This window comes from Clostridium sp. AF21-20LB, from assembly GCF_003478795.1.
Classification (GTDB): Bacteria; Bacillota; Clostridia; order Lachnospirales; family Lachnospiraceae; genus Otoolea; species Otoolea fessa.
In genome coordinates, this window is the sequence record NZ_QUGD01000004.1 from 70,307 (window position 1) to 90,627 (window position 20,321).

General features: G+C 49.0%; 19 protein-coding genes and 2 pseudogenes. 5 read left to right on the top strand and 16 right to left on the bottom strand.

Translation table 11 applies throughout. The annotated features are described in order from the left end of the window. Positions 1-22 precede the first annotated feature (22 nt). The 3 genes and pseudogenes from DWX76_RS03620 to DWX76_RS03630 form a co-directional block, all read right to left on the bottom strand. Positions 23-910: a quinate/shikimate dehydrogenase gene (locus tag DWX76_RS03620; protein WP_118570135.1), complete on the bottom strand. Its 888-nt coding sequence runs from the start codon at positions 908-910 to the stop codon at positions 23-25. A gap of 98 nt (positions 911-1,008) precedes the next feature. After that, a pseudogene (locus DWX76_RS03625) lies at positions 1,009-3,029 on the bottom strand (FAD-dependent oxidoreductase). Positions 3,030-3,101: 72 nt separating this feature from the next. Beyond that, a complete protein-coding gene (locus DWX76_RS03630) occupies positions 3,102-4,058 on the bottom strand; it encodes a LysR family transcriptional regulator (protein ID WP_118570136.1) in 957 nt (318 codons plus the stop codon). A 458-nt stretch (positions 4,059-4,516) separates the two neighbouring features. Here DWX76_RS03630 and DWX76_RS03635 point away from each other — a divergent pair, with 458 nt between their 5' ends. The 5 genes and pseudogenes from DWX76_RS03635 (at position 4,517) to DWX76_RS03660 (ending at position 9,949) form a co-directional block, all read left to right on the top strand. Next, on the top strand, positions 4,517-5,731 hold the full coding sequence (locus tag DWX76_RS03635) for an MFS transporter (protein ID WP_118469297.1): 1,215 nt from the start codon (positions 4,517-4,519) through the stop codon (positions 5,729-5,731). 31 nt (positions 5,732-5,762) lie between these two features. Continuing rightward, a pseudogene (gene aroD, locus DWX76_RS03640) lies at positions 5,763-6,526 on the top strand (type I 3-dehydroquinate dehydratase). A gap of 335 nt (positions 6,527-6,861) precedes the next feature. Beyond that, positions 6,862-7,482: a TRAP transporter small permease gene (locus DWX76_RS03650; protein ID WP_117796717.1), complete on the top strand. Its 621-nt coding sequence runs from the start codon at positions 6,862-6,864 to the stop codon at positions 7,480-7,482. Continuing rightward, positions 7,482-8,702: a TRAP transporter large permease gene (locus tag DWX76_RS03655; protein ID WP_412693978.1), complete on the top strand. Its 1,221-nt coding sequence runs from the start codon at positions 7,482-7,484 to the stop codon at positions 8,700-8,702. Before DWX76_RS03650 ends, DWX76_RS03655 begins: the two co-directional genes overlap by 1 nt. A 200-nt stretch (positions 8,703-8,902) precedes the next feature. After that, positions 8,903-9,949: a TRAP transporter substrate-binding protein gene (locus DWX76_RS03660; protein ID WP_118570156.1), complete on the top strand. Its 1,047-nt coding sequence runs from the start codon at positions 8,903-8,905 to the stop codon at positions 9,947-9,949. Between the two features lie 172 nt (positions 9,950-10,121). Here the strand turns inward: DWX76_RS03660 and DWX76_RS03665 are convergent, their stop codons facing one another. The 13 genes from DWX76_RS03665 to DWX76_RS03715 all read right to left on the bottom strand — a co-directional run bounded on the left by DWX76_RS03665 (position 10,122) and on the right by DWX76_RS03715 (position 20,270). Further along, the gene (locus DWX76_RS03665) at positions 10,122-10,712 is read right to left on the bottom strand and encodes a 50S ribosomal protein L25 (protein ID WP_118492815.1); all 591 of its coding nucleotides are present in this window, start codon (positions 10,710-10,712) and stop codon (positions 10,122-10,124) included. Positions 10,713-10,947: 235 nt separating this feature from the next. Continuing rightward, complete coding sequence (locus DWX76_RS03670; RefSeq protein ID WP_118570137.1) at positions 10,948-11,763, bottom strand: histidinol-phosphatase; 816 nt, start codon at positions 11,761-11,763, stop codon at positions 10,948-10,950. A gap of 95 nt (positions 11,764-11,858) precedes the next feature. Then, positions 11,859-12,602, bottom strand: coding sequence for a YkgJ family cysteine cluster protein (locus tag DWX76_RS03675; protein ID WP_118570138.1), 744 nt, complete (start codon positions 12,600-12,602; stop codon positions 11,859-11,861). Between the two features lie 2 nt (positions 12,603-12,604). Beyond that, a complete protein-coding gene (locus DWX76_RS03680) occupies positions 12,605-13,660 on the bottom strand; it encodes a threonine aldolase family protein (RefSeq protein WP_118492809.1) in 1,056 nt (351 codons plus the stop codon). Positions 13,661-13,735: 75 nt separating this feature from the next. After that, the gene (locus DWX76_RS03685; RefSeq protein WP_182429721.1) at positions 13,736-14,581 is read right to left on the bottom strand and encodes a CPBP family intramembrane glutamic endopeptidase; all 846 of its coding nucleotides are present in this window, start codon (positions 14,579-14,581) and stop codon (positions 13,736-13,738) included. 61 nt (positions 14,582-14,642) lie between these two features. Next, positions 14,643-15,281, bottom strand: coding sequence for an endonuclease III domain-containing protein (nth, locus tag DWX76_RS03690; RefSeq protein ID WP_118492805.1), 639 nt, complete (start codon positions 15,279-15,281; stop codon positions 14,643-14,645). A gap of 156 nt (positions 15,282-15,437) precedes the next feature. Then, the gene (locus DWX76_RS03695; protein ID WP_118492804.1) at positions 15,438-16,307 is read right to left on the bottom strand and encodes an NYN domain-containing protein; all 870 of its coding nucleotides are present in this window, start codon (positions 16,305-16,307) and stop codon (positions 15,438-15,440) included. 492 nt (positions 16,308-16,799) lie between these two features. Further along, the gene (locus DWX76_RS14215) at positions 16,800-17,033 is read right to left on the bottom strand and encodes a hypothetical protein (protein WP_243022441.1); all 234 of its coding nucleotides are present in this window, start codon (positions 17,031-17,033) and stop codon (positions 16,800-16,802) included. A 1-nt stretch (position 17,034) separates the two neighbouring features. Continuing rightward, entirely contained in the window at positions 17,035-17,394 is a 360-nt protein-coding gene (locus DWX76_RS14220; protein ID WP_243022442.1) for an AbiEi antitoxin N-terminal domain-containing protein, read from the bottom strand. A gap of 156 nt (positions 17,395-17,550) precedes the next feature. Further along, positions 17,551-17,685 (bottom strand): hypothetical protein, encoded by a 135-nt coding sequence (locus DWX76_RS14850; RefSeq protein ID WP_255646893.1) that lies wholly within the window; start codon positions 17,683-17,685, stop codon positions 17,551-17,553. Positions 17,686-17,892: 207 nt separating this feature from the next. Next, positions 17,893-18,204: a hypothetical protein gene (locus DWX76_RS14225; protein ID WP_227589665.1), complete on the bottom strand. Its 312-nt coding sequence runs from the start codon at positions 18,202-18,204 to the stop codon at positions 17,893-17,895. 45 nt (positions 18,205-18,249) lie between these two features. Then, complete coding sequence (gene rlmD, locus DWX76_RS03710) at positions 18,250-19,656, bottom strand: 23S rRNA (uracil(1939)-C(5))-methyltransferase RlmD (RefSeq protein ID WP_347474771.1); 1,407 nt, start codon at positions 19,654-19,656, stop codon at positions 18,250-18,252. Between the two features lie 23 nt (positions 19,657-19,679). Further along, a complete protein-coding gene (locus tag DWX76_RS03715) occupies positions 19,680-20,270 on the bottom strand; it encodes a TIGR01440 family protein (RefSeq protein ID WP_022358840.1) in 591 nt (196 codons plus the stop codon). Between the last annotated feature and the right edge of the window lie 51 nt (positions 20,271-20,321).

A 20,321-nucleotide genomic window follows, 5' to 3' on the forward strand; every position in this document is an offset into this window, starting at 1 on the left:
TGCTGTTCGAGCTATATTTTTATTAGATTCCCAGCTTCTCCTTCATGTAATCCACCGGTGTTGATTTTCCTGTATACAGTTCAATCGCGATCAGCGCCTGGAACAGCATCATGCTCATACCGTTGTATACACGGGTGCAGCCAGCTTCTTTGGCCTGCTTCATCATCACGGTCTCACGCGGTGCATATACCGTATCAGTTACGATCAGATCCTTGCGGAAATAGGACGGATCCGGGATATTGGACAAATCCTCCAGCGGGTGCATACCAACGCCGGTTGCATCACAGAAAATGTCTGCTTCTTGCATTTTCTCTTTTAAGAGTGCCAGATCGCCCAGGTCATGCATCTCGGCCTTGCAGTTAGAGTTCTTGTTGATGATGTCAACGATCTCCTCGCCGCGTGCATAGAACTTATCTTTGATATTGAAGATATGCAGCTCTGCAATGCCGTCCAGTGCACCGCGTACTGCAATGGCGGTTGCTGCGCCGCCGGTACCGATGAGAACCATCTTCATTCCCTTGAAATCAATACCTTCTTCCTTGATTCCCTGCCAGTAGCCCATACCGTCGGTGTTGTAACCCTTCAGGTATCCGGTTACATTGCCGTCTTTGTCACGGGTGTTGACTACAGTGTTGATCGCGCCGCATAGCTTTGCAGCCTCGTCTACCTCATCCAGATATTTGTGAACGACAGTCTTGTTCGGCATGGAGATGTTGGAGCCCAGCATCTTCAGCGCACGGATACTCTCAACCGCTGCTTCCAGGGTATCGTTGTCTACCTCGAACGCAAGCTGGATAACATCGTCTCCATTTTTGTCATAGGCAAGGTTGTGGGTGGTCGGAGACTGTGTATGACGGATCGGGTAAGCCATTAATCCTACTAATTCGGTATGTCCTGTAATGTTTGGCATGATAATTTCCTCTTTTCTTCTCTATTTTTATAATCAAATAAAACGATATCATTCGTTCAGCGAACAGTCAGAATCTTTCAAATGCAATATTCAATTTCTTACTCCAACGGTGCCAGCTCTAAAAATCCTCTCGCTTCCAGCACGTTCAGAATCGCACGTCCTTCCATCGTTCCCTCCATGATACGGCGGGCGCGGACGGAATCTCCGATCGGGTAAATGAATGTATCTGTGTTGTCAAATGCCTCTTCGAGCTGTGCCAGAATCGGATTGTTGGCGCGCATTCCCAGGCAGTTGAAACCGAGGTCAAAGTTCAGATCCTCGATCGTGCCATCCGGCAGCTTCACGGTAAATGCGTTCTCTTTGACTTCCTGCAGCGCAGTATTCACATACTCTTTCACACCGTATTTATCGTGTGTCTCACGCATGGAACATTTCGTGATCGGATCTGCCAGCATACCAATCTGCGGGAGCTATCCACGATGGTACACTCCGCGCCGCGCGGTGCGAAATACTCCACAACATCCAGACCAACGGAGCCGCCGCCGACTACAACCACTTTTTTGCCTTTGCAGAAATCTTCCGGGTATTCTCCGGCTTTTACTTTCTGAATCATCTCGAAAATGGTATCGACATGACCGGCTGCGATGTTTTCCTTGAGTCCCTTGATCGGCGGAACGACTGGAACGGAACCGGTTGCGTTGACAATGATATCCGGCTTGAACTGTTTGATCTTGTCCACGGTTGCCTCGCATTTCAGGAAAACATACAGGTTTTTCAGTCTCTTCGCACGTGCTTCCAGATATTTCGGGAAGTCTTTCATACGGTTCTTGCTTGGCAGGTCGGAGATGAAGGTGGAAAGTCCGCCTAATTTACCACTCTTTTCTAATAAGAATACGTTGCATCCAACCTCGGCTGCCGTGCAGGCTGCTTCCAGGCCGGCTGTACCGCCGCCGACTACAACTACGTTGCAGTTTTTATTGACTTTCAGCTTCTTGTAGATATCGCCCTCCGGAACAGCCGGGTTGACGGTACAGCGGATCGGGCGGTTGACGCCGATTCGGTTGCCCGCACAGCCGACGTTACAGGAGATGCATTTACGAAGAATCTCTTCCTCACCGTTCTGCACTTTGCTGACCCAGTTTGGCTCTGCAATGAGTCCGCGTCCCATGCCGACAATATCGACATCGCCGCTCTCCAATACTTTCTCAACGACCTCCGGATCACGGTAGTTGCCCGCATTGATAACCGGTTTACCAAATTTATCCTTCACGGCTCTTGCCATGTAGGAACGCCAGCCATCCGGCAAGAAGTTCGAGTCAATCTGATACTGTAAGGACGGGTTCAGACCGCAGGATACATCGTACATATCTACGTACTCATCCAGATATTCGAGGTATTCCAGTGTGTCTTCCAGCGTGTTGCCGCCCGGCACGCGCTCTTCCGCAGAGATACGGACGATGATCGGGAACCACGGACCTACATTTTTCCGCACCTCTTCCAGAACCATCTTCGGGAAACGGAGACGATTCTCGACGGAGCCGCCGAATTCATCGGTTCTTTTGTTGTAATACGGGGAAATAAACTGACTCATCAGATAAGAATGACCGCAGTGGATCTCAATCGCATCAAATCCGATCGCCTGTACACGTTTCGCCGCCTCGCCGTATTTTTTTACGGTCGTCAGGATCTCTTCCTTTGTCATCGGACGCGGAATCTCGCCGCCTGCCTTGGTCGGGATATTGGAGGAAGACACCGTCTCCATACCGGTTCTGGCAGAGGATGCAGAAGCACCCGCATGGTTGACCTGAATCGCTACCATCGCGCCATTCTTGTGAAGATTCTCGACTAACTGATAATAACGCGGCATAAAGCTGTCGTGATCGATGCGGATCTGGCTTGTGCCATTGGAACCAACCGGATATTCAATATTGGCATTCTCCAGAATAATCAGACCAGTTCCTCCCTTGGCACGCAGGGAATAATAATTCATATGGCGGTTGCTCATCTCACCGCTCGTCTCGCCATAGTTAGTACCCATCGGCGTCATGGCAACACGGTTTTTGATTGTCATGCGCTTAATGGTAATCGGTTCAAAAATTTTCGGGTATTTGCTCTTCATGATGAAATTCTCCTTCTCCATTGCATGAGAGGCATCCCTGTGTTTGTGACACTTTTATCATAACCGTTTTGCTTAAAAATTAACAATATCTTTCAAGTAAATTTTCAATACGTTTTTGCTATCGGTTTCCCGTTCCGCCTGCAGACCGTCCTGACGCGCCTGCTGTTTCATATATTCAATAAAGCGTTCCACCGCCGGAAGCCGGTAGCGTTCTTTCATCCAGAACATAAAAATCTGGTGATAAATGTCCAGATTTTCAATCGGATGAATGCAGACTCCCGGAGCAAGCTCCAGAATGTCCGTGCGCGGCATCAGTGCGATGCCAAAACTCTCCCGCACCAGCGCGACGATCGAATATTCGTCCGGACACTCCACAATGATGTCCGGCTGAATGTTGTATTTCACATAGAGTGCGCGGGTGCGCGTCCCCATCCAGGAGTCCTTATCATATCCAATTACCGGATACCGGTTCAGCTCCGCAAATGGAATTCTCTCCCGTTCCGCCAGCGGATGATCCTTCGGTGTGATGATAACAAGCTTCTGGTTCGCCACCGGGAAAAATTCCATGTCATCCTTTTCCAGACAGCCGCCAAAGCCTACATCTAATTCACCCGTTTTTACCTTTTTTGCAATCGCCGGTGTGTGATTCTGCCAGAAATTAAACACAACCTTTTGATTTTCCGGCTGTTTTAAAAAGAGCTTGACCCGGTGCGGGATATAGTGACCGGCCAGCGGAAACACGTAACCGATGTCGATCTTTCCCCCATTCATCGAAATTTCCCGCATTTTCCCGACCGCTATGTGGCAGTCTGTGAGAATCCGGTCCGCGTACTCCAAAAACATCTTCCCCGCCTTCGTCAGGGTCACCCCGCGTCCTTCTTTTTCAAAGAGCGTCACGCCCAGCTCATTTTCCAGTGACGCCATCGACCGGCTCAGGGATGGCTGTGATATATATAATTCTTCCGCCGCCTGATGATAATTTTCCAGATTCGCTATCTTCTGAAAATATAAAATCTGATTCAATGTCATTCCTAACGTCCCCCGTCTTTATGTATCTTCGTATTAACTCTTCGCAATATCAGCCGTAAATGCATCACACCAAACTTCCATAATCGTTACTGTTCACGCATACGTGCCCAGTAACGGAATTTGCCGTGGCTTCGCATTTAAATACGGCAAATTCCTGCTGCCACCACGTTTTCTTACGGCACTTTCGGTTCCAAAAGTGCCTACCCGTGAACAGTAACCCATAATCATATTTATAACACATTAATGCTTAAAATGCATTGGTTTTTTGCTATAAAAGTATTAGACTTCGGCTATAATAATTATTAGAATAAAGGCATCAAACGTGTTATTTTTCTAACACTAAAACAGAACTTTTTATATCGGCATCTCCTTTGTGTTTGTGACAGAACATCAGCCATCATCCGCCCGGTTTCCGAAACGGCAGCCCGACAGGCGGATCTTGAATTAAGGAGAAAATCATGAACAAGAAATATCTGCCAAGTGCACTTATCATGTACTTAAACTACTTTATCCATGGCGTCGGCTGTTCGATTCTCGGACAGGCAGTCATCAAGGAAGCGCTTGCCGCAGCCTGGGGCGTTGAGGCAATGGCGATCACCGCGATTTCCGCTGCTTTAGGACTCGGGCGTCTGATTGCACTTCCATTTGCCGGACCACTTTCCGACAAACTGGGACGCCGCATCTCAACCGCGATCGGCAGCGCCTCCTATGCGGTTTACCTGATTGGACTTGCTTTCGCTTTCAGCGCCGGACAAAACGGCGGCTATCAAATTGCTTATGTATGTGCAATCATCGGAGGTATCTCCAACTCGTTCCTTGATACCGGTATCTATCCGGCGGTTGCCGAGATTATCAGCAGCGCTCCGGGTGTCGCTACCATGGGAATCAAATTTTTCATTGCGATCGCGCAGATGCTTCTGCCGTTCGTACTCGGTGTTGCTGTGACAACCACCGCCACCGGCATGGTATCTTACAATCCGTTATTTATCGGATGCGGTATTATTTACGCTGTTTTATTTGTACTTATTTTCCTGTTCCCGCTGCCAGATTCTGAGCAGAAGGCAGAGGGCAAATCCGAGGGACTCATCGCCAGCTTAAAACACACAAATTTTTCGTTTGAGTCCATCGCCATGATCGTGATTGGTTTCACCTGCACCGGTACCTTCCAGTTATGGTTAAACTGCGCGCAGAACTTCGCAAAAGAAAATGCAGGCTGGGCGAACCCGTCCATCATGCAGACCTACTATTCCGCAGGTACCCTGATGGCGCTCGTTGTCACCTCCCTACTGACCCGTAAAATCAAGGATGTACGTTTCATCCTCGTTTACCCGGTTATCTGCCTCGTTACTTTGGTTGCCGTACTCATCGGTCACAGCCAGACCCTTATGATTGCAGGCGCTTTCATCATCGGCTGGGCAGGCGCGGGCGGTCTGTTACAGATTGTAACCTCCGTCTGCAACATGCTGTTCCCGAAGATCAAGGGGACCGTAACCGCACTGGTTATGATTGCTTCTTCCTTATGTAATTACACAATTTTGACTGCCGCTTCCAAAATGGCACCATCCCATGTTATGATAATGAATATCGTACTGACCGCCATCGGCGTTCTCTTAGGACTCTTTGTCAATGCCCGCTACGCGAAAATGGTGTCTCTGGCAGAAAGCGACAAATAAATATTTATTGATAAAATGAAAGGATTCTCTGATTATGAATACTATCAAAGTTAGAAATATCGAAATTGGCTCCGGCACACCGAAGATCATCGTTCCGATCGTAGGCGTTACCAAACAGGAAATCATCGACGAGGCAAAAACGTTTGATTCTATTCCGGTTGATGTGGTAGAATGGCGTGCAGACTGGTTCGAGGGTGTCTTTGATTTTGAGAAGGTAGAAGACGTCTTAAAGGAACTGCGTGCCGTTCTCGGCGAGACTCCGATTCTGATGACTTTCCGTACCTCCAAAGAGGGCGGCGAGAAATCCATCGAGCCGGAAGATTACGCAAAGCTGAACATCAAGCAGCTCAGACCGGCTATGTCGATTTCATTGACGTAGAGATCTTTACCGGCGACGCGATTGTAACCAAGATCATAGACGGTGCACATGCTACTGGCGTGAAAGTCATCGCTTCCAACCATGACTTCCACAAGACGCCGGAGAAATCCGACATCATCTACCGCCTGCGTAAGATGCAGGATATGAATGCAGATATCCCGAAGATCGCAGTTATGCCGCAGAACAAGAAAGATGTTTTAACGCTTCTCTCTGCCACCGAGGAAATGACTTCCCTCTATGCGGACCGTCCAATCATTACCATGTCGATGGCTGGCACCGGCGTTATCAGCCGTCTCTGCGGCGAGGTATTTGGTTCTTCCATGACCTTCGGCGCTGCCAAGAAGGCATCCGCACCGGGTCAGATGGGCGTAAAGGATCTGGAGACTGTACTGGGACTGCTTCACAGTGCGATGTAATATCTGGCTTATCCAGTTATTCGGTTACTGTTCACGCTAACGTGCCCAGTAACTGAATTTGCCGTGGCTTCGCATTTAAATACGGCAAATTCCAGCTGCCACCACGCTATCTTACGGCACTTTCGGTTCCAAAAGTGCCTATATTATACTTTTAGCCACCTATTTTTTTACTCCCGGAAATCCCTGTGCCTGCGGGTACGTGGGAATTCTCCGCGAGGCACTCAAGACCTGCTACCTCCATCGCAGGTCTATTATTGTTATCAAGCGGCACATCCGTTTTCAAACGTGCCTGCATAAACAGCAACCTATTATCCGTATTTACAAGGGGATTATTCATGAAAAAAACACTTCACTGGCTGGATGAAAACCTGGAAGAATTTCTGCTGGTTGTCATGCTGGCTGCGATGACACTCATTATGGGAATCCAGATATTTTCCCGCTACGCGCTTGGGCAGTCTCTGTCCTGGTCCGAGGAGGTTACCCGTTTTCTCTTTATCTGGAGCGGTTTTTTAAGCGTCAGCTATTGCAGCAAAAAGTGCCTGTCTATCAAGATCGAACAGTTCGTCGCTGCCTTTCCACGCAGAGGTAAGGCTCTTTTTAAGGTTGTCAACCACACCTTTGAGCTGATTTTTTTCCTTTATATGATCCCATTTGCATACTCTTACATGATGTCCGCCATTCACAGCGGACAGTTATCCCCCGCCTGCGGGATTCCGATGTACTATATTCAGGCAGCGCCGTTTGTTTCCTTTCTTCTGGTAACATTCCGCATTCTGCAGCGCTGGATCATCGAATTTAAGGTTGCCCGCGGCGAAGATGTCTACGATCCGGCCCACCCGGAGCGCAATACACCGGAATCCTTTATCCATGCAAATGCAGATATGCCGGAAAAGGAATCCAATGAAATCGAATCTCTCATCGAGGCAAATACACCATCTGGAAAGGAGGAACACTGATGCCTGCTGCTCTCTTATTTGTTATCTTTGTCGTGCTGCTTGTCATCGCAATCCCGGTATCGATCACGCTCGGTATCGCCTCGGTTCTCCCTTCCGTTTTTGACCCGTCCTTCACGGTCGGCGCTAAGTATCTGATCCGCGCCATGTTCGGCGGACTGGATTCTTTTCCCCTGCTCGCCGTGCCGATGTTCGTCTTATCCGGCATCATCATGGCAAAAGGCGGTATTTCCAAGAAGCTGTTTGACGTATTCGCCTTCTTTCTTGGCAATTTTACCGCCGGTATGCCATGCGCGGTCATCGTGACCTGCCTCTTCTACGGCGCTATCTCCGGCTCTGCCCCGGCAACCGTTGCAGCCGTCGGAAGCATGACGATCCCGATTTTAAGCGCCCTCGGCTATGACCGGACTTTCTCTACCGCGATCGTGGCAGTCGCAGGCGGTCTGGGCGTTATCATTCCGCCGAGTATCCCGTTTATCATGTACGGCATGGCGTCCGGTGCCTCTGTCAGCAGTCTGTTCTTAGCCGGCGTCATTCCGGGTCTGATGATTGGTCTGCTCCTGATGCTGTATGCCATCTATCACTGCCGGCGTTACGGCGAAGATAGAGAAAAAATCCACGCTGAAATCCATCTGCTGCGCGAAAAAGGGCTGTTCCGGGTGCTGCGCGAAAGCTTTTTCGCTCTCTTAAGCCCGGTCATCATCCTTGGCTGTATCTACAGCGGCATCGCCTCCCCCACGGAAGCAGCAGTTATCTCCGTTTTCTATGCCCTGTTTGTCAGCCTGTTCCTCTACCGGACCATGAAATTCCGGGATATCCCGCCGATTTTTGTGGAAGCGATCCGCACATTCACACCGATCCTCTTTATTCTGGCAGCTTCCACGGCATTTTCCAGAGTCCTGACCCTGATGCAGGTGCCGCAGGCGGTCAGCAGCTTTATCCTGGAGCATTTCAACAGCCCGGTCATGATCCTGCTTGTCATCAACCTGTTCCTGCTTATCGTGGGAATGGTCATGGATACAACCCCGGCGATCCTGATTCTGACCCCGATCCTGCTCCCGATCGTGACAGCGATCAACATGGATCCGGTCCAGTTCGGTGTGATCATGGTTGTCAATCTGGCAATCGGCTTCGTAACCCCGCCGATCGGCGTCAACCTCTTTGTCGCCAGCTCCCTGACCGACGTCCCGATCATGCGATCGCCAAAAAAGCGATGCCGATGATTGGATTGTTCCTGGTGGCGCTGCTGCTGATTACGTTTATACCGGCTTTGTCGCTGGGATTGTTATAATGCTGAATGGACGCTTGGAAATGTTGAAGTTCTGAAAGATTTCATATAACGACCTGCTTCACGCTTTCAGGCTGTGAATGGAATATTTCACATATGAAATGGATGTTTTTAAATTTGAAAGGATCTCCCATTATGATTTATATTTCAAACCTAGTGTCCCGCCGATGCCGGACTTCTTCCCGATTCGCTGCGGCGCTCATTTCTTCGTCGGTTCTTTTATTCGGCGCCTCGCTTGCGCTGAGCGGCTGCGCCTCCAGCAAGGAAGAACAGCGCTATTCCTGGCCACTGGCGACCGCCAGCCCAGAGGACACGGTAACGCAGCTGTTTGCCGAAAAATTTGCGGAGGAAGTACATGACTTAAGCAACGGCGCAATGCGGATTCAGGTTTACGCCAACTCCACACTCGGCGGTGACCGCGACCTGCTCGAAACGTGCGCGGACGGCGATATCCCGTTTGTCGTGCAGAACACCGCCCCTCAGGTTTCTTTCATGAAGGACCTCGCCGTTTTTGACCTTCCATGCGTCTTTGATTCGCTGGATGACTGCCGAAAAAAGCTGGATGATCCGACCTTTTACAATCTCATCAGCCAGGTGTACACAGACGGCGGTTATCATCTGCTCGGCATGGCGGATCAGGGATTCCGCATCATGAGTACAAACAAGCCGGTCTATTCCCTGGCAGATTTTAAAGGGCAGAAAATCCGTACCATGGAAAACAGTTATCATATCGCATTCTGGAAGGCAATCGGTGCCAATCCGACGCCAATGACCTTCAGCGAGGTGTATATCGGTCTCCAGCAGCACACGATTGACGCGCAGGAAAACCCGTATGAAGTCATCGTCTCCAACCGCCTCTACGAGCAGCAGGATTATATAGTTGAGACAAACCACCTGCCGCATCTGATTTCCCTGATTGTCAACGACGATTTCTTCCAGAAGCTGACTCCGAAAGAACAGGAAATCATGACCCAGGCAGCCCAAACCGCGACTGAGTATGCCAGAAAACAGTCCGACGCGCGCATCTCCAACCGTATCGCTACGATCGAAGCGAGCGGCACCGCGATTTTAACTCTCTCGGATGAAACGCGCGATGCCATCCGGGAGGCGGCTGGAAGCGTATATGAGAATATCCGCGAGAATATTGATCCGGAAATTTATGACGCATATATGGAGCCATAACCTCATCCTCTTTTACCGTCTGCAAAAAAAGTTCATACAAAATTCAAAAGCGGATATACCGACCATCTGGTCAGTACATCCGCCTTTTCTCATGTTTCAATCATTCCGCGAAACTTTTTATCTGCCTTGCGGACAGCATCCCGTTTCGCTTCATCCTGGCACTGCGCTTCAATTATTTAGCTTCTTCTGCGTCAGCCTCTTCATCGGTCTCCGGTACATTGTTGTGAACCGCTGTGACGGTAGCAACTACTGCCTCCAGATCGGTCAGAATATCAACGTCTTTATCTTTTGCGATCGAAAGGTCTTTGACACGAATTGTATCACCAATCTCCATCTCACCAACATCAACTTTGACTTTCTCAACCAGTGCAGCCGGTAATGCGCGGTACGATACTTCTTTCAGTACCTCCTGCAGAACGCCAGTTTCTACCTTGTCGTGGTTCTCAAAGATAATCTCAGCAACGGAATGAACCTTCTCATTGCTTACCAGCGCCTGGAAATCTATCTCTACAACCTGATTTGCCATTGCATCATAGTCAACTTCCTTGATCAGGACATCGTAGACTTCACCTTCTACATCCAGCATAATCTGTCCGCCCTTGGTCTCGGTCTTCAGCAGACGATCCACGTCTTTCTTTTCCATCTTAACAGGAATGGAGCCCTGAATCTTCTTGCCAAATACGTTGCCTGTTACATAGCCTTCTCTTCTGAGTCTCTTTGCCTTAACATCCATGCTTCTTTTTTCAGCTTTTAAAGTAGTCATTTGTCTTTTCCTCCAAAAATCTGATCTGCGCCTTCCGCACACCCTGTGTGGAAAACACATTGTGCTTAGCAGCCCTCAGCCATGGGGTTTTGTTAAGTATCTATCTCCTTGTTACGGCTCATATTATAGCAGGGTTCTCTGAAAACGATTCACTAAAAATAAAAATATTTCGGCTTTATTTTCAGCATTTTTAAGGTTGAAATTTAGAATTTGTATATTTTTCTTTCTGTCTTTTTTATACAAGAAGTATCTCCCTAAATCCGCCCCCCGGGTTCAGGGCACACACACTTTTAAATCCACACGCCACCGCCAGCTCCTGCGCCTGCTTAAACCCATATCCGATCGTGTCGGCACTGTGGCTGTCGGAGTTGATGAGGATACGTCCGCCGCAAGCACACAGCTCTTTTAACAGGGCTGCGGACGGGTACGGCGCACTCCGGTAGCCGCGGGACATGGCGCCTGTGTTGATCTCAAACGGAATCCCCAGAGCCGCCAGTTTGTGCATCGCCGTGATCGCCGGTTCCAGATAGGCGTCTTTCGTCTCATCAAAATGTTTATATCCCTCATTAAATTTTGTCAACAGGTCAAAATGTCCGATGAAATCGCATTTTGTCCGGTCATAAATCTGAGCCTCTGCCTCGAAATACTCCCGTGCAAAGGCGTACCAGTCACCATGCCACAGCGTCTCGACTGCTTTTACCAGTTTCTCTTCCGTATCATCCACACAAACATACCCGCCATCCTTGATGAGCGCATGGGTCGAGCCGATCGCGTACTCTGCTTTCTGCACCGGTCCCAGTCCATCCAGCTCGATCCCGATATAGAGATTCATCTTTCCCCGGTATTCCTCCCGGAGTTCTTGAAGTTCTTCGGTATACTGGCGAAGCTTCTCGTCGTCCATCCCGAATCCCGGCTCAAACATCGAAAAATCAGCATGTCCTGAAACGCCCAAATCGGTCATTCCCATCCGGTATGCCGCCTCCACCATCTCCCGCGGCGTACTCTTTCCGTCGCAGAACGTGGTGTGGGTGTGAAAATCCGTATGAAGCATCGGTAATCTCCTTTCTTATTTCACTCTGTCAAAACGGTTCAGCCTCTTCACAGCTGCGGGCAAACATCCTTGCGGATTTGTCTTCAACAAAGGATTTATCGCAAACTCCGCTCCGCCATCTGCATCCGCTTTTCAAACTGCTCGTAAAAGTCCTTCTCTCCATCATACGGAAGCAGATAGAACAGTTTCATAATCAACAGATTGCGCCGTTTTTCGCGCTCGGCTGCCGCAGCGGCACGGTTTTTCTTCTGTATCTCCTGTTCCTCCGGCGTTCCGATGCATGATTCTGCCAAAAGGTTCTGCGCCGCCTCCGTTTCCGCCATTCTTATATCTTTTAAGAAATAATGCCACCGGCTGATATACGCCTCATACCGCTTTAAATCTGGCGTATCGATCCATTTTTTCACTTTGACTTTCGTCCGGTTTTCCTTTTTACACTCATGAATCTGGAGAAAATACTGGAAACTTCCATTTTCATAAAAGCGCCCCAGTGGAAACAGGCGGCAGATGCCCGGCCGGTATGCATGGATCCGGCAGCGCCCTGCTTCATCAAGAAACCCACAGGCTTCATCCGCCCCGCTCCGGAGCGCCAGATTCGGCAGAATCTGTCCGTCCACGACGTTCCACTCCACCTTTTTCTCCTCCAGCAGATGTTCCAGCGTGTCCCCGCGCAAGGTGGTCAGACGGTACACATCATATGGATCCAGCACGATCGAATTACCCATTCCGTGGCAGCACGCCGAACAGCCCCGGCAATCATCGCATCCGACTTTTACCATATCGTCCCGGCTGTACAGCTTTCCATCTGAAATCTCCGCCATCGTTACATTACGTTCCATCTCTACTTCTCTCTTTCTGCCTCAATCCGATCTAAAATCTCCCACAAATGTTCCAGATCCGCCTCTCTGGTCGCCCAGCTCGTCGCAAAACGGACAACGGTGTGATCCTCGTCATACCGCTCCCAGAAGCTCACGGAAACCTCTTTTTCAATCTGCTCCATCCGATCATTTTCCAAGATCACAAACTGCTGGTTGGTCGGGGACTCACGGAAAAACGTATAACCGCGCTGTTTTAACCCTTTCTTTAAAGCTGCCGCCATCTCTACCGCATGGCGTCCCAGGCGCTCGTACAGCCCGTCTGTAAACAGCACATCAAACTGGATTCCCAGCAGGCGTCCCTTTGCCAGCAGCGCGCCCTGCTGCTTGATCCGGGTAATAAAATGCGCCGGAACATTCTTCTTCTCACCAAATACAACTGCCTCTCCGCAGAATGCGCCAACCTTCGTGCCGCCGATATAAAATACATCACACAGATGCGCGATCTCCGAAAGACTCAGGTCATTTTCCTCTCCCGCCAGACCATATCCAAGACGCGCCCCGTCCAGATAGAGCGGGATTTCATACGAACGGCAGATCTCCGAGATCGCCTGCAGCTCCTTCCGGCTGTATAAGGTTCCGTATTCCGTCGGATGGGAAAGATACACCATTCCCGGAAATACCATATGATCATGGTTTGCGTCCGCCTCGAAATTTTGCAGATATTCCTGCAGATCCGCCGGATCAATCTTCCCATCTTTTTCCGGAAGCTGCAACACCTTATGCCCGGTGTACTCGATCGCCCCGGCTTCATGAATACTCACGTGCCCTGTCTGCGCTGCCACTACGCCCTCATACGGTGCAAGCATGCTACTGATCACGGCCGCATTCGTCTGGGTACCGCCCACCAGAAAATAAACCTCCGCCTCCGGGCATCCGGTCGCCTCCTGTATTTTTCTGGCGGCACTCTGGCAGTAGCGGTCCATGCCATATCCCGGCAGACTCTCCCGGTTCGTCTCCGCCAGCTTCTGAAGTATCTCCTCGCAGGCGCCCTCTGTATAATCGCTTGCAAATGAAAGCATCGTAGTATCTCCTCCTGTTCTTTCTTCGAGCAAACACAATCCTGCGTTCTCGAAATTGTTTGTATTTTTATGTCCTCACCAGTGCCAGAGAAGCCCCCGCATCAGCATCGCCGTCAAATTTGCTGCACTGTGAAATAACACAGGTTCCCACAGACGGTTCTTTTTTTCATACAACCACGCCAGTATAAGTCCCATGAGCGCCGCATAAATCCCCTGCGCCCAGTTTCCATGCACCAACCCGAAAAATGCCGCCGACCCAAGTGCCGCCCAGAAAAATGGGAGCGCCATACGCAGGCGCTCAAATATAATGCCGCGAAACAGCAGTTCTTCGGAAAGTGGGGCGGCAATGCCCATGAGAAAGAACTGCTGCCACAAGGCGCCGGAAAATAAAGCGGCACTGCCCTTCGACGCACCTTTTCCCAGAGCTGCCGCAAGCATATCCCCCTGAGGCATTTTCAAACACAGAGACACCGCTTCAGCTGCCTGCCCAGTCATCCGAACCTTTTGCACTGCAATATGCAGCACTCCCAGGAAAATCTCCTTTTTTTCTAATGCCCAGAAAATCATGTTAAACACAGCACTGAACGCAGCTGCCCCCAGCAGGATTTTCCACACATCCGACACTTTTTCCCAGAAATATCCACATTTCTCTTCCTTTGTCGTCTTTATCTGTGGAGAGACCTGCTCTTTCATCCCGTCTGCCTCTGCTATGCGCCTGTTTTCTTTCTTTTTCTGGATCCTCCGCCAGTAAAATGGATAAAGCACGGCAAATGTAAGAAACGACGACACGATTCTTCCCGCATTTCCCTCCAGATGTCCCAGCACATCCACACATCCGCCGATTAAATCGCTGATGACGCACGGAAAAAACATCTGCCAGACGATACGCCAATCCGCTGTCTCCTGCCGTTCTTCGTCCATTTTTCTGCCTCCTGTCATCCTTTTCCTATCTGCATCTGTTTCCATGACTTTTTCAGACTTTCTACTCCACGTCTGCCTTCGCGCAGATATCCTGCAGACAGCACTTGTCACAGTACGGCTTCGTCCGCGCCGTACAGACTTCACGCCCGTGATACACCAGGCGGTGGCAGAAATCGCTGCCTTCCTCCGGTGGAATCAGCTTCCAGAGTGCCATTTCCACGCGCTTCGGGTCCTTGATTCCTTCCACCAGCCCTATCCGGTTTACCAGGCGGATGCAGTGCGTATCCGTGACAATCGCCGGTTTTCCAAACACATCCCCCATAATGAGGTTGGCGCTCTTTCTGCCGACTCCCGGAAGCTTTAACAGAGCGTTAAAATCATCCGGCACATGCCCGCCGTACTCGTCGCGCAGCATCTTCATACAGGCGCTGATGTCCCGCGCCTTGCTGTGTCCCAGACCGCACGGCTTCACAATCGCCTCGATGTCTTCCACCGGGGCATCCGCCAATGCCGCCACATTTGGATATTTCTCAAACAATCCCTTAACTACCACATTGACACGCGCATCGGTACACTGCGCCGCCAGACGGACACTGACCAGCAGCTTCCACGCCTGATTGTAGTCCAGCGTACAACCCGCATCCGGATATTCTTTTTTCAGGCGGTCAATTACCTCTAATGCAAGCTCTTCCTTTGTCATATTCCTGTCTCTCCTATCTGCTATCCTTCACTTTTCAATTTACAGTCTGTCTTTGTAACAGCTGACACAACACTACAACCACTGCTGCATTCTTCCAGCCTCATACGAATCACCGCCGCTTCTGCAACTTTTTATTCTCATACGAACCGTATATGCTTACTCTTCTTCCGCGTCCGCATCCTTCTTCCGTTTTCCGCCGCGCCGTACCTTGGAAAGTACCGGCTTTTCTTCTTTCTGCTTCACGCGCACATAGATGATCGACAGAATCTTATTGTGCGGATTGCGCGCTGACCGAACCTCAACGGAATCAAACCGCTCGATAAACTGCTTTAACTTCGTGCATTTATAATTTCGCGGGTCAAATCCCGGCACACGCTTTGGAAGATTGTCTCCCAGCTCCGATAAATCCACCCAGCCATCGTCGTCCGCATGCGTGTTGATGATTGAGATGATCTCTTTCTCCATCTCCTGCATGTTCGGAATATTGCTGACTGCATTCGGATCGCTTTCTTTCTCTGCTTCTTTTCTGGAACCATCCACATCACTCTCCTTGCGCGTCTGCGGCAGGGACGGATTCTGCGACGGATTTTCATCGTTTAATAAAATATCCAGGAATTTAAATGTCTCACACGCCGAAACAAATGCATTCGGCGTCTTGCGCTCTCCCATGCCGATCACCGTCATGCCTGACTCACGCAGGCGCAGCACCAGCTTCGTAAAATCACTGTCCGAGGTGACGATACAGAAGCCATCCACATTGCCCGAATATAAAATATCCATCGCATCGATGATCAGCGCCGAATCGGAGGCATTTTTCCCCTGCGTATAATTGTACTGGAAAACCGGCGTGATCGCATAGTCGCGTAGGTTCTTCATCCACGCCCGCACGCTCGGCGTCTGAAAATCGCCGTAAAGGCGCTTGTATGTCGCACTTCCATAATTGCTGACCTCATCTAAAATCAGCTTGATATACTTGCCGGACACATTTTCCGCATCGATCAGTACGGCTATTTTTTTGTCATCCATCTCCTGTTTCCTTTCTCAAATACCGCTCAAAATATTCTCTGCCGCTTTCATCAGGGCGCACTTTCCTTTGAAATAAAAAGGCATCGGAACTTTCGCACGGTCGCATGATCGTGACTCTGAAAGCCTCCGGTGCCGGAATTTCTCATTTTCACACCGCCGAAACGGTCGTGATCGACAGCCGATACAGCTTATCTATAAGTGTATCACGTTCATGAGAAATCAGCAAATATTCTTTTTATTGTATTATGGTTTCACTGCATATCCGTCGTTCTCTTACATCACTGTCAAAATCAACAACAGGGTAGAACTCTCACGAATCCTACTCCAAAATTACTAACATAAAGCCAGCTACGGCTTAAACCATAGCTTAATGTCAAAGAGGAAAAAACAAACTCTTGAATATTAAAATTCTTCAACAAAAATCCTCTAAGACAATAGATATTTCACTATCTCTTAGAGGATATTTCTTCAAAACTTGTTCCGCTGTATGAATCATATCATTACCTCCACATACATCATCACTTCATCCCTTACTCCAAGTTTAACCGCATACTCAATCAATCTTGAAAGATTCTTTTCCTTCGAGGACATATATTCCTTGATTGCTGTCTGATATAACTGAATTTCATATTTCTTTCGATCTTTAATCAAATCACAAATACATCTTTCCTTGTCATACACTTTAACCAAATTACCGCTGCTTGACGGGATTTCACAGGTCCCCATATCAAGAATCTCTGGGTTTGCGTAACGAACTTTTTTTGTTTTTCTTTTTGATATGTGTTGCATTATATCCGGTAGGAACAGTGAAACAAATATGACTGTATTCTCTGTCGATAAGACCATGCAAATAAAGGGCGGTCTCGCCCGAATAAATAATATTCTTATTTCGTTGCTGGAGTACAAACAACTCATCTGGCCACACATTATCTAAAATATAAATGCCATGTGCCACTTTTTCCATATCATGCTCTCTGACGTATTTTGAGACAGATGGCTTTGATACACCTGATTCAACGGCCTTCGATGTAATCAAATATCCATTGTCTTTTTCAATTAGCGATTCCAAAATATCTGATATTGACATAGTTGTCCTCCTTATCCTTGATATTTGCTTTTGTGCTTAAATTATATTATATTTAAGCGTAAAAGTAAATTCAATCCTTATATGCTTGCAGAAGTAAAAGATAACGCAGCCGAATAATTTCACAAAAAAGCGACAGTCTGATTTACATTTTGTATTTCAGGAAACTGCCGCTTCTTTTTCTTCCTTATTCTGTTTTTCTTCCTCCAACTCTCGGAGGACTTCATCGCCGTACTTATCAATCATCCGTACCAGAAAATCAATGCACCGTTCAAATTCAATATTCTGTTGCATAAGCTCCTCCCGTCATTGTTTTGATCTGAGCTTATTTTACAGAACCTACCGGAAAACCACATTGAATAGAAATTGATTGTAAATTGACACAATCACTTTAAAAATATCCGCATTTTCTTTAATCAAATATATGTTCGTGTTATGATAGATATACTCAATCTTAACTAGCTATGACGGAAAAACCAGCCTTCCAAAACTTAGAAAAGATCACTTGCTATAGAATTGTAATTTGCTTCTTCTTTGACCCCTTATAAACACAAAAGCTGAACAAACAGGATTTTTCGTCCTACTTGGCAGATTATAGTTCTCTCCTACTTCGATTCCACATTTCCTTTTGATTTGAGAAATATATAAATTTGAAACCTTCAAGCCAAATTCTTTCAGCACATAATCTTTGATTTCCTGATAGGTCGCTTTCGGCTCTGCACTGGTTGCATCCAGCTCGTTCAGGTCTAAATCGATCTCTATCGTGTCATCTGGTTTTTGCGCGAGCAACGAGGCAAGCCGAGATGCTTGCATCTCGATTTGCCGACTGCCGCGTTCATCGAGACAAGTACTCTTGTCTCAATGTTGGGACAAAAGAGCTACCGTCTCCACATGCCCGCTCATCCCGAACATATCACAGCATCTCACGCGCTCCACCGCGTATCCTCTTTCATTCAGATACTTCACATCGCGCGCCAATGTGGCGGAATCGCAGCTGACATAGACTACCCGCTTTGGCTGCATCCGGACGATCGTGTCGAGGCAGACGCTGTCACAGCCTTTGCGCGGCGGATCGACGACGATGACATCGGCATAGACCTGATTTTTTTCATACTCCCTTGGAAGTACCTCTTCAGCTTTTCCGACGAAAAACTCGACATTTTCCATGCCATTTAATGCCGCGTTCCGGCGGGCATCCTCGATCGCCGGAGGGACGATCTCTACACCGTACACTTTCTTCGCTTTCTGCGCCAGAAACAGGGAAATGGTTCCGATTCCGCAGTACAGATCCCATACAGTCTCCCCACCGGTCAGCCCCGCGTATTCCAGCGCCGTTCCATAGAGTTTTTCCGTCTGCACCGGATTGACCTGATAGAAAGAAAGCGGCGAAATCTGGTACGATACATTTCCGATTTTATCTGTGATATAGCCTGGTCCGTATAAGTTTACAAGCTCCGCACCAAGAATCACGTTTGTTTTTTCCTGATTGATGTTGTAGGAAATACTGGTCATGCCAGGGACTTCTTTTAAGCGTTCCACAAAAATATCCGCATGCGGCAGCTTCTTTCCATTGATGACGAGACAGACCATCAGCTCGCCGTTTGAAAATCCCTTCCGAATCAATGCATGGCGAATCAGACCCTTGTGCGTCTCCTCGTCATATGGCGCAATCTGGTATTCTTCCATGATTTTCTTGATAATATCCAGAATTACCGCATTTTCTTCGACACCCAGCAGGCAGTCTTCCGCTTCCACAATATGGTGGGTGCGTCCCGCGTAAAATCCGGCAATGATTCTTCCATCCTTATCGCGTCCAAACGGAAACTGTGCCTTGTTGCGGTAGCGCCACGGGTGCTCCATCCCCAGGATCGGCTCCATCACGATGGTTTTATCCACAATCACACTATCCGCCCGCTCCGGCAGCCGCAGGTTCTCCATCCCGCCGATCCGGCGCAGGTTATTGTAGACCTTGCGCTCCTTAAAATGAAGCTGCGCCTCATAACTCATCATCTGAAGCTGGCAGCCGCCGCACTGTCTTGCGACCGGGCATTCCGGCATCACGCGGTCTTTGGATGCTTCCAGCACCTCCATCAGACGGGCAAAGCCGTAATTTTTCTTCATTTTCATCGCCCGCGCCCGGATCCGATCCCCGATCACGGCATCTTTTACAAACCAGATATAGCCGTCCTGCTTTCCGATCCCGGCTCCGTCCTCGCTCATATCTTCGATTGTCAGTTCAAATTCATCATTTTTCCTGATTTCCACGTTTTTTTTACTCCTCATTTTCTTTATTTCGCATCCAGATAATGCGCCCGCTCTCCGCCAATATATTTCAGCCTCGTTCTCGCACACGTCACATGGGCGCCGCCGATCGCACGGATCGAGGTCCGCACCGGAACTGCAACCGGGCGCAGGTGCATACCGATGAAAGTGTCTCCGATATCGATGCCCGCGTGTGCCTGAATCCGCTCTACGGCTGTCGGATGTTCAAATCCCGCATAGGCTGCCGTTGCAAAGGAACCGCCTGCTTTTAGCTGCGGCACGACGTTTACCATCTCCAGACCATATTTTTCCGCCGCTTCTTCTTCCACAATCAGCGCCCGGTTCAGATGTTCACAGCACTGTGCCGCCAGATAAAGCCCCTGCGACTTGGTGACTGCATACAGCTCCTCAAACACCGCTTTTCCGATCTCGGCGCTGGAATAGGAACCGATCTTATGCGATGCAATCTCGCTGGACGAGCATCCGACCACCAAAATCTGTCCCGGCTTCATATTTGCCGCACTGAGAAGTTCCTCTGCGGCAATCCGTACCTCCTGGCGCAGCTCCTCTAACTGTCCTGCCGTCTCTATTTCTTTTGAAATTCCTGTTGCACTCATCCTGCTGCCTCCTGATTTAATGCCAGAAAAAGCCGCGGACCAAACAGGCTG